Source organism: Paenibacillus sp. EKM301P, assembly GCF_011800295.1.
In the GTDB taxonomy this organism is placed as follows: Bacteria; Bacillota; Bacilli; order Paenibacillales; family Paenibacillaceae; genus Paenibacillus; species Paenibacillus polymyxa.
The window spans coordinates 256,831-272,018 of sequence record NZ_JAALFM010000002.1; the positions used below are offsets into that span (position 1 = coordinate 256,831).

Genomic DNA, 15,188 nt, shown 5'->3' on the forward strand with positions numbered 1-15,188 from the left:
TACGATAAATTTGCTTAACCACATAAAAGTTGCACTAGACAAAAACTATTGTGGGTGTACAATAGGGATAACGCAATCGCTATGTCACTAATAATATATTTCAATATGAACAAAGAAGGTGAAGCGTATGAAAAATTCAAAGGGCAACTTCGCGGAAATCGCTTCACTATCGGAAGTGAATCGTTCTTTGAGCGTCCCGAAGGATGGCACCTGGTTTCGGAAGTTTCTTGCCTTTGCTGGACCAGGCTATATGGTCGCTGTCGGCTATATGGACCCTGGCAACTGGGCTACAGACATCGCTGGGGGATCAAAATTCGGCTATACACTGCTTAGTGTCATTCTAATCTCCAACCTGATGGCCATTCTGCTGCAAGCCTTATCTGGCAAGCTCGGTATTGCTACAGGTAAAGATTTGGCTCAAATGTGCCGTGATGCTTACAGTCGTCCTGTCGCGATCGGCTTATGGCTTTTATGCGAAATTGCCATTGCAGCCATGGATTTGGCCGAGGTCATCGGTTCAGCCATTGCACTGAAGCTGCTGTTCGGTCTCCCGTTGCTATACGGAGTCATCATTACCGCATTTGATGTTATGCTCATTTTGCTGCTGCAAAATAAAGGTTTCCGGGCATTGGAAACACTCGTCATTGTATTAATGGCCACGATTGCCGGCTGTTTTGGCATTAATCTCATTTTGGCACAACCGGAATGGGGCGGCGTATTGGGTGGCTTTGTACCGGACTCACAAATATTGACGAATCCAAGCATGCTGTATATTGCCATCGGTATTATGGGAGCTACTGTAATGCCACATAACCTGTATCTGCATTCTTCTATTGTACAAACTCGCAAATATGAGCAGACATCAGCAGGTAAACGGGAAGCTATTACATTTGCAACTTGGGATTCCAGTATAGCGCTCATGTTCGCTCTATTCATTAATGCAGCCATCTTGATCGTAGCAGCTGCCGTGTTCCATACAGCAGGAAGAACAGATGTAGCAGAGATTAGTGATGCCTATTATCTGCTTTCGCCATTACTGGGAACCACACTTGCGAGCATACTGTTTGGAGTGGCATTACTCGCCTCAGGTCAAAACTCGACCGTGACAGGTACTTTAGCCGGACAAATCGTGATGGAGGGCTTCTTGAACCTTCGTCTCTCACCTTGGTTGCGTCGTTTGGTGACCCGCCTTATTGCAATTATTCCGGCAGTCATCGTCACTGCGATTGCAGGTGAAAAAGGTGCAGAAGAGCTGCTTGTGCTAAGTCAGGTTATTTTATCCATCCAGCTCCCTTTTGCCATCATTCCATTACTGCTCTTTACCAGTGACAAAAAGATTATGGGTGAATTTGTAAATAAAATGTGGCAAAAAGTAATAACCTGGATCGTGACTGCTGTCATCATTATCTTGAATGTAGTCCTCATTATTCAGACGATTACAGGTTGACAGACTGTTTGCAAGTAACCAATAAAAAAAGAGGTATTCCTGGAGTCCAAAATAGCCCCGGAATACCTCTTTTTATTCATGATCCCCGTATCCATTACAAAGAGAATACTCCCCAATTGTCGAATGCTCCCACATTCGGATTCCCAGAATTCATTAAATTATCCAAATAAGCATCGTATCTTTGAATCTTCTCGCCAACATGGAGATGAAAAAGTTCTCCTTCCCTTTGCAAGTGTGAATATTTTTCTAACATAAGGTCTATCGTTTCTTTCGTATATTTACAGCTCTCTGTTTTTGTAAACCTATACATCATTGGATTGTAATGATATAATCCGACTATAATCCTTTACTAAATATTTAGTATAAAACATTTAGCAATAAAGTTATGGAGGAGATATCATCATGAGTACGACACGTGTAATGGTTCTTGGGCTCTTGCTACAATACGGAGCAATGTCTGGATATGAAATACAACAGAAAATGCAATCAGCACAAACGGATAAATGGGCTTATGTGCAACCAGCTTCCATATATCACGCCTTAAAAAAACTGGACTCAGAAGGTATTGTGCGTTTAGAAACATTGGAACAGACAGGGAATCGGTCTAAAGCTATATATGCTATTACGGAGGCTGGGAAAAGCGAGTTTAGTCGGCTTTTAATCGAATCATTTAAAGAAACTTCTGTTGTGTTTCCAACAGCCCTGTACACAGCTTTGACTTTTATGGATGAGGCTGGCCTCCATGAAATAGAAGAAGCTTTAAGTTTTCAGCATCAAGCCATTGAAAAAATCTATAAAGAAATGAAACTAGGGCAAGAGCAAAAAGCTGAACTTATGGATATCCCTGTAAACGTCATGCTAATTTTCAAAAATATTTATGATCAATGCGAGCTTCAATTAAAATTTGTTAAGCAAATTAAAGAGGAAATCAGAAGAAATTCATAAGGAGGATGTAGTAATGAAAATGAGTAAAGGGGTACACAATAAGCAAAAGGCTGCTCTAATCGTTGTCGGATTAGCTGTATTCATTGACATGTTAATCTATGGATTAGTCGTACCCATTTTGCCAAGATACGCAGATTCTCTCGGAGCCACTCAAACCGAAATCGGATTTTTGTTCAGTAGTTATGCAATTGCACTATTTATAGCTACTCCTATTTTTGGTCTGTTAACGGATCGAATTGGGAGAAAGACTCCTCTGTTATGGGGGTTAATTGGACTCATAGCTTCCACTTTAATGTTCGCCATAGCCCACACCTTCTGGCTGCTTGTACTGGCACGTGCTCTTCAAGGGGTCGCAGCCGCAATGACCTGGACAGCAGGGCTCGCTCTGCTGGCTGAGCTATACCCATCTGAAGAACGCGGCAAAGCCATGGGCTTGGCGTTATCTGGGCAAGCCGCTGGAACCCTTCTCGGACCGACAATTGGCGGTTGGTTGTATCAATGGGGAAGTTACCAACTCCCTTTTTACTTTGCCATCGCATTGGCTGTCGTTGATGCTATACTTCGATTAGTACTCCTGCACGATATTCCGGAAGAGAAAAATGAAAAGTACGTATCTCCTTTTTCGTTCATGAAAAATAAAGATTTGCTTTTGGTTATCGGGGTTGTAATTATCGGGGCATCTGTCCCAAGCGTACTTGAGCCAACATTACCGTTACACCTGCAGCACAATTTTAGCGCTAATCCAGGAGTTATCGGATTGTTATTTGCTATTCCCACACTTGCTTATGGCCTGGCAACACCCTTTATAGGTCAATTCTCCAGCAAGATCGGCTATAAAAATGGAATTCTCCTCGGTCTACTTATGGTATCCATTGCTCTTCCTCTAACTGCACTTCCAGCAATATTATCACTTCAAGCTGTTATTTTAGCTGTTTTAGGAGTTAGCATGGGTATGGTTCTTGCTCCCTGCTTACCTCAACTTGCTGATATTTCTCAACGAAGTGGCATTCATTCTTATGGAATTACTTTTGCACTCTATAACACGGCATACTCGATTGGTCTAATGATCGGCCCTATTTTGAGCAGTACTCTCACCGATTTAATGAATATTCAATTATCTTACTTAGTCATTGGTATGATTGTATTAATATACATGTTGGTACTCGCTTCAGCCTTAAGGAAAACCAAAAATTCATCAAACAATGTAAAGCTAAGTAAATAAGTGAACAACAAATTTATATCACCTATAAGAAATAAAATGCTTCCTTTGCAGCTATCCATCCCAGAGCATCCTAATCCATAGAAAAAGGTATCCCCCAAGCTTATCGCTCAGGGATACCTTTTTCACCATCTATGACTTAACTGGCTTTACCTTCATTAGCGCTTCAAGCGCAAGATTCAGCTTGAGCACGTTCACGCGCGGCTCGCCGAATACACCGGCGCTGCGGCCTTCTGTCTGCTCCTGCACCAGCGCCTTCAGCTGGTCCTGACTAATCCCCGTCAAGCCGCTAATACGTGGAATTTGAGCCTGTGCCGCCTGTGGCGAGATGTGCGGGTCCAGACCAGAGCCGGAGTTCGTAATCAGGTCCAATGGAACCTGACTGATGGATACATCCGGGTTATGCTTCTGCCAATCCGCAATAGAATCCTTGATCCGCTTCACCAATGCCGGGTTCGAGGGTGCGTAGTTACTTGAGCCTGAACCAGCTCCATTATAATCGATACTTGATACCCGGCCTTGGAAAAACGCTGGATTGGTAAAGGACTGCCCAATCAGCTCAGAGCCAATTACCCGCCCCTCCGTGTCACGAAGCATACTGCCGTTTGCTTGCTGCGGAAACAGGACTTGCGCCACTCCTGTGCTGACCAGCGGGTATGCCAAACCGCACAATAGGATCATTAGCACAGAAGTTCGCAAAGCCACTCCAATAACCGTGCTTCCTCGCATCTCTTGTCTCTCCGGTTGATTTTCCGGCACTGCCTCCGTCCCTGTACGCTCGTTATGACCTTGTCCGCCAGACCCGGCTTTCTCATGTGCAGCAAATCTGCGTCCAGACAACATCCGATAAAAACCACTCATGTCGCTCACCCTTTCTGCACTAAATCCACAAATGTACCAGCAAATCAATGGCCTTAATCCCGACAAACGGTACCACCATACCGCCCAGACCATAAATCAGTAAATTCCGTCCCAATAGCCGATCCGAGCTCATTGGCTTATACTTTACACCCTTCATTGCCAGCGGAATCAGAAGTGGAATAATGACTGCATTAAAAATAAGCGCCGATAAAATAGCCGATAACGGGGAGCCCAGCCTCATGACGTTCAATGCACCCATTTGCGGAATAGCCAGCATGAACATCGCCGGGATAATGGCAAAATATTTAGCCACATCGTTCGCAATACTGAACGTTGTCAATGCCCCACGTGTCATAAGCAGCTGCTTACCGATGGCGACCACCTCAATAATTTTGGACGGATCAGAATCCAGGTCCACCATATTAGCAGCTTCCTTGGCCGCGACTGTGCCGCTATTCATGGCAAGACCGACATCTGCCTGCGCCAGCGCAGGCGCATCATTGGTACCATCTCCGGTCATAGCCACCAGCTTACCCTGTTCCTGCTCCCGGCGGATAACCGCAATTTTATCTTCCGGCTTGCTTTCAGCTACAAAATCGTCCACCCCTGCTTCACGTGCAATGGTAGCAGCGGTCAGCGGATTATCACCGGTACACATAATCGTGCGGATGCCCATTTCCCGGAGCTGATCAAAACGCTCCTTCATGCCCGGCTTCACCGTATCCTTCAAATAAATAATGCCGTATATCCGATCATCCAGCGCCACTGCTAGCGGTGTCCCCCCTTCTGCGGCTACCTGATTCGCTTTTTCCTCCAGATCGGCCGGAACACTGCCTTCTTGCGATACAATCCACTGCCGGACAGAGTCCACGGCGCCTTTGCGTACTCTTCGTCCATCAGCGAGATCCAGACCACTCATCCGGGTTTCTGCCTTGAACTCGATAAAGGTTCCACCTGCTGCCAAGGATTCATCCAGCGTGTATTCCTGCTTACGCATCAATTCCAGTACCGAGCGTCCCTCAGGCGTCTCATCCTTTAGTGAACTCATCGCTGCCCATTTCGCTAGCTCTGCCTTTTCTATACCATCTACAACCACGAATTCACTCGCCATCCGGTTACCGAAGGTGATGGTACCCGTTTTATCTAGAATCATCGTATTGATGTCCCCGGATGCTTCTACCGCCTTGCCTGACATGGCCAGCACGTTAAACTGGGTAACTCGGTCCATACCAGCAATTCCAATGGCCGACAAAAGCCCGCCAATCGTGGTCGGAATCAGACAGACCAGCAACGAAATCAGCACGGGGACAGGCAAATCAATCTTAAAATGACGGGCTATCGGGGCCAGTGTCACCACCACAATGAGAAAAATAATCGTTAAGCTAATCAGCAATGTATTCAGCGCAATTTCATTTGGCGTTTTTTGCCGCTGTGCACCTTCCACGAGCGAAATCATTTTATCAATAAACGTTTCACCCGGCTCAGTCGTAATCCGCACCTTAATGCGGTCACTGACTACCCGCGTCCCGCCGGTTACCGAGCAAAAATCACCGCCCGATTCCTTAATGACCGGAGCTGATTCTCCCGTAATTGCAGATTCATCCACTGAGGCCAGGCCTTCAATAACCTCACCATCGCTTGGAATCATTTCGCCCTGAGAGACGATTACCACGTCACCTTTACGCAATGCTGTTGAGCTGACCACCTGAATCTCATTCCCGACGAGCTTATTAGCTTGTGAGTCCTGCTTGGATTTTTTCAAGGAAGCAGCTTGTGCTTTCCCCCGTCCCTCCGCGAGCGCTTCAGCAAAGTTAGCAAAAAGCAGCGTGAACAACAAAATAATAAATACAGCCAAGTTAAAGCCCATTTCCTTGCCGGTTCCAAAATAACCGGGAAGCAGTAGCATGAGCAGTACGACCAATGTACCGATCTCCACTACGAACATGACAGGATTTTTCATCATGATCATCGGATTTAATTTGATAAAGCTATCCTTGACCGCCTGCTTCAAGATGCTTCTATCCAGCATGCGTTTGCGTTGTTCCTTCATGATCAAGCACCCCGTTCATCCATTCTCATTTTCCTTCTATGCTCATTCTTCATCACATGGTCAAAAATTCAGCTACAGGACCCAGTACGATCACCGGCAAAAAGGTTAACGCACCAATCAACAGGACCACTCCGATTAGGATGGCTCCAAACAGCTTGTTGTCCGTGCGCAGTGTACCCATCGTCACCGGGGTCGGCGCTTTGGCATTCAACGAAGCCGCCACAGCCAGCAATGCAATCATGGATACATATCGTCCAAAGAACATAACCGCTCCTGTTGTAACGTTCCAAAACACTTTGTTATCCGAAAGACCTTCAAATCCCGAGCCGTTATTTGCCGCAGATGATGCATATTCATAGAGCACCTGAGTCAACCCGTGATATCCGGGGTTAGAGACCGCATCATATCCCCAATGACTCATAAACGCAAGCGCAGTGGGAGCAAGAATAAGAAACGGATGTACCAAAATAGCAATTGCAATCAGTTTCATTTCCTTGCCTTCAATTTTCCTACCCATAAATTCCGGGGTTCTTCCGACCATCAGTCCGCATATAAACACTCCCAGAATCGCATACATCAGCATATTCATCAGCCCGACGCCCTTGCCGCCAAAAATGACGTTTAGCATCATTTCTCCCAAAGCAGCCATACCACCTAGCGGGGTCAATGTATCATGCATATTATTGACCGAACCTGTCGTTGCCGCCGTTGTGACCGCAGTGAATAATGCCGATTGGCCAATACCGAAACGAACTTCTTTCCCTTCCATGCTTCCCTGAGATGCATCCATACCCAGTGCCTGGATTAACGGATTACCTGTTTTCTCCGACACATACGTTATGGATAGAAAAATAAGGAACAAGACCATCATCGAGCTGAAAATAATCCAGCCCTGCTTGCGATTACGGGCAAACAATCCAAATGTATACGGCAGCGAAGCCGGCATTACCCACATTGCCAAAATTTCCAGTACGTTCGTCCAAGGATTTGGATTTTCAAAAGGATGTGCAGAATTAGCTCCCGCAAAACCGCCCCCGTTCGTGCCCAAATGCTTGATGGATTCCAATGAGGCAATGGGTCCCATAGCAATCTGCTGCTGTGTACCACTTAAAGTCGTAATATCCGCCGTGGGTTGTAGCGTCTGTGGTACTTTTAATCCCACCAGCACCAGCGTAAGTACAAAGGCAAGCGGCAGGAAAATCCGTATGTTGGCTTTAATAAAATCTTGAAAAAAATTACCCAGCCCTTCACCGCGCCGCGTCAATCCCCTCATAAAAGCCGCAGCAACCGAAAACCCCGAAGCAGCCGAAGTAAACATCATCATCGTGACGAACGCCATCTGCGTCAGATACGTAAGCCCGCTTTCTCCGCTGTAATGTTGGAGATTCGTATTGGTCATAAAGCTGATTACTGTATTAAATGCCAATGATGCTTCCATATTACTGTTCCCAACCGGATTGCCCGGAAGTATAGCCTGCAAGCGCAATAGCAGGTAGCTGATCCCCACAAGCACCACATTGGTTGCAATGAAACTCATAGCGTACGTGGTCCAATGCATGCTGTCCTGTTTCTTCAAGCCTACAGCCTTATAAATCAGCTTTTCCGTTCCACCAAAAATCCGATCCGTCCGATTCGGTTCATTCGAGAATACGTGATACATATAGGTGCCCATCGGCTTTACCAAGAGCAACAATATGATGATCACAATCCCAATTTGCAGTAGCTCCATCCTCTATTCCTCCTTAAAATGCTCCTGCATTTGGAACAACAGACCTGATTCAGACCATCCATTGAGTGCACACGTTTGCGAAAATCTGCATCTCTGATGCTGCATTCTTGATCTGCTGTTCCCGCCTGCTCGATCCTATAGTTGACTAGAATTTTTCAGGATTCAGGAGTGCGTAGATTAAATACACGAACACAATAGCCGTAAGTCCTAGCACAACGATCATCCTCTTCGCCCTCCTTTTGAGGTCTGCGCATCACACCAGCGTACAAACAGCAGTATCACTCCATAACTCACAGCCATTACGAGCAGCATGTATAAATCCATCATGTTCATACCCTCCGTATCGCTTTTCAGATTGCCCTTTTGATTCCATCATAAAATCATAAACCAGCTATGTTATAAGTGCTTATCCGTTCAGCAGGAAACCCACCTCTCCGTTCAATGTGTAGATCACATGGTCCGCTCCCAATCCCCGATAAATTCCTTGTGGATTACAGCCGTGCGTAATAACATAGATCAATTCTGATGTTAGTGGCCGACATATTTGCAGGAAACGGCAAGTTAGATTCAAGCTGTTTTCAAACAAATACACACTACCAATTTCTTTTTTAGGAAAATTCCATTTTCCCGCTTGCATCGTATTGATGCGCACAATGTGCTCCACACCCATTTTTTTGAGCTGTCGTTCCTCCTGGGTGCTATTTGTGAGAACTGCAAACGCCAATTTTTTGAACATAAGCAATTTCACAAAACTTCTGCCCGCTTCATTCGGTGCAGTGACAATAATTAACCGACCTTCCATCAGTAGCTCCTCTCCCGGTATAAAAAGACAACAAAAAGAAGCCGAAGGAAAAAGGCTTCCTCCGGCTTCATACATTCCATGATAAAATAAACCATGGCTGCACACGGCGGTTTGTTGCCTCTCCCTGTACGCTTACGAGGTTAGCTGTCGGATTCGGACGTGAGAGTCGCCCTATTTACGGCACTTGGCCGGAAAATTCACCCCATGAGACACACGGCTTGCAAAGCCGTATATACTCGTTGGTTCCCCCGCTTTTGCAACTGCAAAATTCAGCGCTTTAGACAATTCGTTGTTGCTTCATTGTTGTTAATTTGAAATTACGTCTTGAATCATACACCCGTGCAAGGAAGACTGTAAAGCTCAACGGCAAGGCTATAAATCACCCTTTAGAGCATAGAAGATTAAGGATAACGCTTACAACCAACCTATGCTTCTCGTATCTCTCTAAAACTCTGTATTTCACCTCTTTTTGAAAATGAAAGGCATGTCAATATTGGCGTAGGGTATGGTACGGTTGCCCTTTATTTATAAAAAAGAAAGAAAATGCGCTATATGTACTAGATAATTATCGAATGAACCCTCTTTTATAAGAAGAAACACCTCAATTTGCTCCATTTGAAGTGCGATTTACCGTTTTGAACAAAAGACGATTTTACAATGCACAATGTCTGTAGACTCTTCTGGACTTGCAACCCCTTGTTGAATGGTTCACAATTTAATTGTAGAATATTGAATTAGGAGGGATATCATGAGCGTATATAAATATGATGCACAGACCCTACAAGGGGCACAAATTCCGTTATCCACATACGAAGGGAAAGTTCTTCTTATCGTGAATACTGCCAGCAAATGTGGGTTAACCCCCCAGTACAAGGCGCTACAAGAGCTATATGACCAGTATCATGAACAGGGGCTCGAAATTTTGGGATTTCCCAGCAACCAGTTCGCCAAACAAGAGCCGGGTTCCAGCGAGGAGATCTCCGAGTTTTGCCAACTCAATTACGGAGTGACTTTTCCCATGTTCGCCAAGACAGATGTTAACGGTGATCAGGCACATCCTCTATTTCGCTACCTGACCCACACTGCTCCAGGCGTATTAGGCTCCAAAGCGATCAAATGGAATTTTACTAAATTCTTAATTACACGAGAAGGTAACGTATTTAAGCGTTATGCGCCGCAAACCACTCCAGACAAGCTTGTAGGAGATATTAAGAAGCTTTTGCAGAAAAACTGACAATCTTTATGCATTACAGTTAACGAGCGGTCCGTTGTCCATACGACCGCTTCTGTGACGGGAGGATATGACGAAAAGTATTTAACAAAAAAAGCATCCCTTCACGTAAAACGTGTCAGGATGCTTTTTCAACTGGGTACTGCATATAATGCGGTCGAGAGGACTCGAACCTCCACGGGCGTACGCCCACTACCCCCTCAAGATAGCGTGTCTGCCATTCCACCACGACCGCATGTCATAATGTATTGAGGCAACAGATTTATTATACTCTCTCAGCAACAATTTGTAAACAAGAATATTATAATTATTTTTAATGTAACTTTATATAACATATATAAGCAATAAAATTATTTAATTTGACACAATAGAGCTTTAAGTGTAAAAATACATTACATAAATGTTCGATTTCTTATTACAAATCAATATTCAAGTCAAATAACATCACACAAATATTCACTTCAAGGAGGCGAACCGTCCTGCATAAAGGTAACCGGTTGCTAAACTACGCATTATTGTTGGACCCTTCCTTACCTATTGGTGGTTTCACCCGTTTCTACGGATTGGAGGAGCGTTTCCGCGCCGGACACCTGAACAGTCTTCAGGATCTGAAACATTACATGCGAGACGATTGGTATCCTCAAATCACAACCCTTGACGGCATGGCCATTAAAAGTCTGTATGCAGCCATCCAGCAGAATGACGGTTGGCGGATCGCCCTTATTGATAAAATGTTGCACACCCAACATCCTTCCTCGCAGCATGTAAAAGAGTCGCGACTTTCTGGCCAGCGACTGCTCAAGCTCACCAAGGCTCTTTATCCTTGGCTCGCATTTGACCAACTGGAAGACACACTCACTCAATACAATGCAATTGGCACACTCGCTACTGTCCACACTTGGATTAACTCCCTCCTCGGAAGCGATATAGAACAGACCATTCACGGCTATTTTGCCACAGCGGTATCCTTCTGTATCGAAGATGCCTTTAGACTGCTCAATCCTCCTTATGAGGAAAAAAATCCTCTTATCGATCATATGACCAGCGAGTTGCTTACCACCTGGAAGAAGATTAACAAACCTACGCCAAGCTCATATCAGCGCCATCTTTTCCACAGCCATCGGACCAGCTCCTATATCACTCAGCCACCCTATATGAGCCATAGCAGCCAATTGAATGCATCCAGACCCTTTTCCTCCTCCGTCCTATTTAAACACCTTCCAGCATCCCTCTGATGCGTCGTTTACCAATCTAGCAGTCACAATAAAAATACTCTGCCCTTTTCTCAAGCGGCAGAGTATTTTTATTCATGTATCCCAAATTCACACCAATAACAGACCATAGTCGGATTATTTTCACTTTTTGCACTTAATTAAGTAATTATTTTAACGAAATACCGTATTTAAGATTGTATAAACACGTATAAAAGTGTATCATAGTTTTAGATGGTTAATTCTAACATGTTTACTGATGATTATTATATCACACCAATTATTCCGTAAGAATCCGTAAGGGGCGATTTCTCTTGAACAACAAAATGCCTGTCACCTCCTTCGGGTGGGCCATCAAACAAAGGCTTGTCGAGCTTCGGCTGGATCAGAAAACATTTTGCGAGACACATAATATTCCGCCTTCACGCTTGTCCAATCTGATTCACGGCACCCGCAAAGCACAAAGGTACAGAAAACAAGTTGCTGCAATTCTGAATATCGACGATAACGATTATAAGGAGGCGACACCACACTAAACCGAACAAGCATTTCAGCAACCAATGCGTCGCCATATTATCAGGAAACCAAATAAACCCGTAAACCGAACCCTCAGTTCGTTTTACGGGTTATCACCCAGGCGTTTAGCCATAGATTATTCAAGTTTTGTTTTGTCCTTCTCTCTTTTTTGCTTACGGTACTTCGCAAATTCAACGTATTCTAAAATAAAGTTCTGTTCTTCTGTCTCAAGATCTTCAGCCTGGCAATTCAGTGGCCCCATCACCCCAAAAAAATAAGCAGCCTTCTGCTCCTGAAGCACGCCTTCCCCTGGCTTAATCCCTTTCATCAACCAGTCGAGCGATACATTAAAAAAGTCCGAAATCTGAATCAAATGGGCGGTACCTGGCGTTGTTTTTCCCCTTCTCCAATCACCGAGATTCCCTGAGCTAATTTTAAGCTTTTCACAAAATGCCTTCTTGGTCATTCCTCGATCCTTAATTAAAGCTTCAATCCGCTGATAAATAGTTTGATCTCCCACAACGTTTCCCCTCCGACACTGTAGCTTTTTCTAATTAATTTTCAATTGTCACATTAGAATGTCCTTATCAAATCCCACAGCAAACATTAATCAGTAGTTGAATTGGGCTGGTTTTTCTCTTTACGAAAGCGGGTAAATTCAATATACTCAAGTATAAAATCTCTTTCCGCCTCACTTAGCGATCCCCCCTGGCAATTCAGTTGCCCTGAAGCTCCAAAAAAATAAGGGTCCTGCGACTCCTTCAGCACCTTACTCTGCACGTCTCGACCCAGCATAATCCAATCCAGACTAGCGTCAAAAAAAGAAGCGATTTCTATGAGTTTATTCGTGCCTGGTGTCGTTTTTCCTCTTTTCCAATCTCCAAAGTTCCCTGTACTAATGCCCAACTGCTGGCAAAACGCCTTTTTCGTCATACCTCGTTCCTTAATGAGCTCCTCAATGCGTTGGTAAATAGATTGCATAGAAGTTCCTTCCTCCCTAGCAGGCTCTCCAAATAACGATATCATGTCCCTTGTTCCCTTTTCAAAGATCACGTGTGCTAAAATTACCGAATTATGTATGTTGGTTTTCATTATACCACAATATGCAACAAAAACCGCCTGTTTTCCGAAGAAAGGGCGGTCTTTAAGTCAGTTCGCTTACGCCAATCACGTAGCAGAGTTGTCGATTTTAAGTAAAATCCGCTTCAATTCGTTCAACGTTTCACTTAAGTGCAATAAATCTTCTTCCGGCAGATACACCAGTCTCTCTTGAATTTTATTAGAGAAGGTATGAAACACCTGTTCACAAAAAGCGTCGCCTTCTTCTGTAATGGCTACGTTCACGACTCTACGATCCGAGTCGCACGATTGACGGTCAGCCAACCCATGCTCCACCAGCTTATCCAGAAGAGGAGTCATGTTTGGACGAGAGACATTTAGTTGTTTGGACAAATCGGATACCGTAGACGAACGCACTTCACGCAGAAGCAAGAGTACCTGAAAGTTATTAGGCGACAAATGCAACGGAAAATCAAGCGGACCGTAGGTGAAAAATTTCTTCTTCACAATCGGAAACAAGCCCAAAATATTTTCTGATATATTTCCTAACAGTTGAGTGTCCATATTTTTCACCGTCACTTCATAAGTTTATATATTTATTATTCTATAACATTATGGCGTTATATTATACTATGGAATCATTATTTCATCATAATCATTGTTTAATTGCATCCATGCACAAATAAAAAAAGCCTCTAACGCGAGAGACTTTTCCGTTTATTCCATTGATGCGGTCGAGAGGACTCGAACCTCCACGAGCGTACGCTCACTACCCCCTCAAGATAGCGTGTCTGCCATTCCACCACGACCGCATAACAAAATATAAATGGTGAGCCATGAAGGACTCGAACCTTCGACACCCTGATTAAAAGTCAGGTGCTCTACCAACTGAGCTAATGGCTCATGCTGTTCATCCTAGCTGTCCGCCATTAGATCAGACCTCAGGAATTCCCCTTAAGCATGCAACATGTAGTCTGTAAAGACAACAATGACCCGTAGGGGATTCGAACCCCTGTTACCTCCGTGAAAGGGAGGTGTCTTAACCCCTTGACCAACGGGCCTTATGAATGTACACCAACTTGGCGACAAGAAAGAGTATATCAAATAGAATAGTAAATGGCAATACTTATTTTTAAAATTTTCAAAAAAGCTATTTTATATAATTGTAAAATGCATATTTACTTACATTAACTTATTTATTATCATCTAAACCCTGAATAATCACGATAAATGATTGCAATATCACTTACATTTACTTATAATCACTTACGAGATACCGAAATGATTATATATCAGAGGAGCTTTCTATGTATCAGGAAGAACGAATGTTAAAAATCGTTGATTACTTACAGCTTCACAAGCGTATTTCGGTGGATGATATTTGCGAAATTTTTAATGTTTCACGGGATACGGCCCGCCGAGACCTGGTAAAACTTGAGGAGCACCAAAAAATTATTCGTACCCGCGGCGGTGCCCTTCTCCCTAAACTGCATCACGATCCAATTGGAAATTATAACGAAAGACTGCTTACTGTATCTGAGGAGAAACAAGTGATCGGACAATTGGCTGCCAGTATGGTACGAGATAGGGATCGTATTATATTGGATTCCTCTACCACCGTACAGGCGTGTGCAGAAAGACTGAATGTGCAGGAATGTTCGGTTATCACCAATTCAATCAATCAGGCTGACGTACTATCTGGAAAAGATGGTGTCTCCATTCATCTATTGGGGGGCCGCCTCCAAAAAGAACACCGATATGTATACGGCTCGTCCGTAATCGCCACTTTGTCTCACTATTTTGTAGACAAAGCTTTTATCGGGATTGGAGGCATATCAGCTCACGGACTAAGCCTGATTCATGAAGAGGACGGTATGCTGAAGCATCAGATGATGAAACAGGCAGATCAGGTGATCATCCTTGCGGACCATTCGAAATTCGGAATCAATTTCCCGTATCGTTTTGCTGATTTGTCTGAGGTTAATATCGTGATCACAGATCGCTTACCAGAACCGGCGATGCTGGAAATTTTGCAACACCATGATATCGAAGTTGTTGTCCCCTCATAAACTTGAAACCAATCGCTCTAACTAGGCGCAATATGTATAACAGAGATAT

Annotated in this window: 15 protein-coding genes, 4 tRNA genes and 1 riboswitch; of the genes, 7 read left to right on the forward strand and 12 right to left on the reverse strand. The window is 44.2% G+C overall.

Annotation, left to right across the window (positions count from 1 at the left end; genetic code table 11):
* Positions 1-127 precede the first annotated feature (127 nt).
* The 3 genes from HFD99_RS06625 to HFD99_RS06635 all read left to right on the forward strand — a co-directional run bounded on the left by HFD99_RS06625 (position 128) and on the right by HFD99_RS06635 (position 3,614).
* The gene (locus HFD99_RS06625) at positions 128-1,447 is read left to right on the forward strand and encodes an Nramp family divalent metal transporter (protein ID WP_038978112.1); all 1,320 of its coding nucleotides are present in this window, start codon (positions 128-130) and stop codon (positions 1,445-1,447) included.
* A gap of 402 nt (positions 1,448-1,849) precedes the next feature.
* Entirely contained in the window at positions 1,850-2,392 is a 543-nt protein-coding gene (locus tag HFD99_RS06630; protein ID WP_016820697.1) for a PadR family transcriptional regulator, read from the forward strand.
* A gap of 13 nt (positions 2,393-2,405) precedes the next feature.
* Complete coding sequence (locus tag HFD99_RS06635; protein ID WP_031463116.1) at positions 2,406-3,614, forward strand: MFS transporter; 1,209 nt, start codon at positions 2,406-2,408, stop codon at positions 3,612-3,614.
* Between the two features lie 129 nt (positions 3,615-3,743).
* Here the strand turns inward: HFD99_RS06635 and kdpC are convergent, their stop codons facing one another.
* The 5 genes from kdpC to HFD99_RS06660 form a co-directional block, all read right to left on the reverse strand.
* Complete coding sequence (kdpC, locus tag HFD99_RS06640; protein WP_031463115.1) at positions 3,744-4,472, reverse strand: potassium-transporting ATPase subunit KdpC; 729 nt, start codon at positions 4,470-4,472, stop codon at positions 3,744-3,746.
* 19 nt (positions 4,473-4,491) lie between these two features.
* Entirely contained in the window at positions 4,492-6,522 is a 2,031-nt protein-coding gene (gene kdpB, locus HFD99_RS06645) for a potassium-transporting ATPase subunit KdpB (RefSeq protein ID WP_031463114.1), read from the reverse strand.
* Positions 6,523-6,574: 52 nt separating this feature from the next.
* Positions 6,575-8,251, reverse strand: coding sequence for a potassium-transporting ATPase subunit KdpA (gene kdpA, locus HFD99_RS06650; RefSeq protein WP_031463113.1), 1,677 nt, complete (start codon positions 8,249-8,251; stop codon positions 6,575-6,577).
* Positions 8,252-8,396: 145 nt separating this feature from the next.
* Positions 8,397-8,474 (reverse strand): K(+)-transporting ATPase subunit F, encoded by a 78-nt coding sequence (gene kdpF, locus HFD99_RS26045; RefSeq protein ID WP_080561203.1) that lies wholly within the window; start codon positions 8,472-8,474, stop codon positions 8,397-8,399.
* A gap of 183 nt (positions 8,475-8,657) precedes the next feature.
* Positions 8,658-9,053, reverse strand: a complete 396-nt coding sequence (locus HFD99_RS06660; RefSeq protein ID WP_016820703.1) for a hypothetical protein — start codon at positions 9,051-9,053, stop codon at positions 8,658-8,660.
* A 113-nt stretch (positions 9,054-9,166) separates the two neighbouring features.
* Positions 9,167-9,338, reverse strand: a riboswitch (cyclic di-AMP (ydaO/yuaA leader).
* A gap of 463 nt (positions 9,339-9,801) precedes the next feature.
* Between HFD99_RS06660 and HFD99_RS06665 the strand changes: the two genes are divergently transcribed.
* Complete coding sequence (locus tag HFD99_RS06665; RefSeq protein ID WP_016820704.1) at positions 9,802-10,287, forward strand: glutathione peroxidase; 486 nt, start codon at positions 9,802-9,804, stop codon at positions 10,285-10,287.
* Positions 10,288-10,436: 149 nt separating this feature from the next.
* Here the strand turns inward: HFD99_RS06665 and HFD99_RS06670 are convergent.
* Positions 10,437-10,519 (reverse strand) — tRNA-Leu (locus tag HFD99_RS06670).
* 262 nt (positions 10,520-10,781) lie between these two features.
* Between HFD99_RS06670 and HFD99_RS06675 the strand changes: the two genes are divergently transcribed.
* Both HFD99_RS06675 and HFD99_RS06680 read left to right on the forward strand, forming a co-directional pair.
* Complete coding sequence (locus tag HFD99_RS06675) at positions 10,782-11,519, forward strand: urease accessory protein UreF (protein ID WP_031463112.1); 738 nt, start codon at positions 10,782-10,784, stop codon at positions 11,517-11,519.
* Positions 11,520-11,809: 290 nt separating this feature from the next.
* Complete coding sequence (locus tag HFD99_RS06680; RefSeq protein WP_013369935.1) at positions 11,810-12,031, forward strand: Rha family transcriptional regulator; 222 nt, start codon at positions 11,810-11,812, stop codon at positions 12,029-12,031.
* Between the two features lie 116 nt (positions 12,032-12,147).
* Here HFD99_RS06680 and HFD99_RS06685 read toward each other — a convergent pair whose 3' ends face one another.
* The 6 genes from HFD99_RS06685 to HFD99_RS06710 form a co-directional block, all read right to left on the reverse strand.
* Entirely contained in the window at positions 12,148-12,531 is a 384-nt protein-coding gene (locus HFD99_RS06685) for a helix-turn-helix domain-containing protein (protein ID WP_016818371.1), read from the reverse strand.
* An 86-nt stretch (positions 12,532-12,617) separates the two neighbouring features.
* Positions 12,618-12,992, reverse strand: coding sequence for a helix-turn-helix domain-containing protein (locus tag HFD99_RS06690; protein ID WP_016818372.1), 375 nt, complete (start codon positions 12,990-12,992; stop codon positions 12,618-12,620).
* 186 nt (positions 12,993-13,178) lie between these two features.
* Complete coding sequence (locus HFD99_RS06695; RefSeq protein WP_017426529.1) at positions 13,179-13,634, reverse strand: MarR family winged helix-turn-helix transcriptional regulator; 456 nt, start codon at positions 13,632-13,634, stop codon at positions 13,179-13,181.
* 165 nt (positions 13,635-13,799) lie between these two features.
* Positions 13,800-13,882 (reverse strand) — tRNA-Leu (locus tag HFD99_RS06700).
* A 15-nt stretch (positions 13,883-13,897) separates the two neighbouring features.
* Positions 13,898-13,973 (reverse strand) — tRNA-Lys (locus tag HFD99_RS06705).
* A gap of 86 nt (positions 13,974-14,059) precedes the next feature.
* Positions 14,060-14,131 (reverse strand) — tRNA-Glu (locus HFD99_RS06710).
* A gap of 246 nt (positions 14,132-14,377) precedes the next feature.
* Here HFD99_RS06710 and HFD99_RS06715 point away from each other — a divergent pair.
* Positions 14,378-15,139 (forward strand): DeoR/GlpR family DNA-binding transcription regulator, encoded by a 762-nt coding sequence (locus tag HFD99_RS06715; RefSeq protein ID WP_017426528.1) that lies wholly within the window; start codon positions 14,378-14,380, stop codon positions 15,137-15,139.
* Positions 15,140-15,188 lie beyond the last annotated feature (49 nt).

Excerpts from the sequence above, each read along its gene's own strand:
- HFD99_RS06625 (WP_038978112.1), top strand. The coding sequence starts at position 128 with ATGAAAAATTCAAAGGGCAACTTCGCGGAAATCGCTTCACTATCGGAA.
- HFD99_RS06630 (WP_016820697.1), top strand. The coding sequence starts at position 1,850 with ATGAGTACGACACGTGTAATGGTTCTTGGGCTCTTGCTACAATACGGA.
- HFD99_RS06635 (WP_031463116.1), top strand. The coding sequence starts at position 2,406 with ATGAAAATGAGTAAAGGGGTACACAATAAGCAAAAGGCTGCTCTAATC.
- kdpC (WP_031463115.1), bottom strand. The coding sequence starts at position 4,472 with ATGAGTGGTTTTTATCGGATGTTGTCTGGACGCAGATTTGCTGCACAT.
- kdpB (WP_031463114.1), bottom strand. The coding sequence starts at position 6,522 with ATGAAGGAACAACGCAAACGCATGCTGGATAGAAGCATCTTGAAGCAG.
- kdpA (WP_031463113.1), bottom strand. The coding sequence starts at position 8,251 with ATGGAGCTACTGCAAATTGGGATTGTGATCATCATATTGTTGCTCTTG.
- kdpF (WP_080561203.1), bottom strand. The coding sequence starts at position 8,474 with ATGATCGTTGTGCTAGGACTTACGGCTATTGTGTTCGTGTATTTAATC.
- HFD99_RS06660 (WP_016820703.1), bottom strand. The coding sequence starts at position 9,053 with ATGGAAGGTCGGTTAATTATTGTCACTGCACCGAATGAAGCGGGCAGA.
- HFD99_RS06665 (WP_016820704.1), top strand. The coding sequence starts at position 9,802 with ATGAGCGTATATAAATATGATGCACAGACCCTACAAGGGGCACAAATT.
- HFD99_RS06690 (WP_016818372.1), bottom strand. The coding sequence starts at position 12,992 with ATGCAATCTATTTACCAACGCATTGAGGAGCTCATTAAGGAACGAGGT.
- HFD99_RS06695 (WP_017426529.1), bottom strand. The coding sequence starts at position 13,634 with ATGGACACTCAACTGTTAGGAAATATATCAGAAAATATTTTGGGCTTG.
- HFD99_RS06715 (WP_017426528.1), top strand. The coding sequence starts at position 14,378 with ATGTATCAGGAAGAACGAATGTTAAAAATCGTTGATTACTTACAGCTT.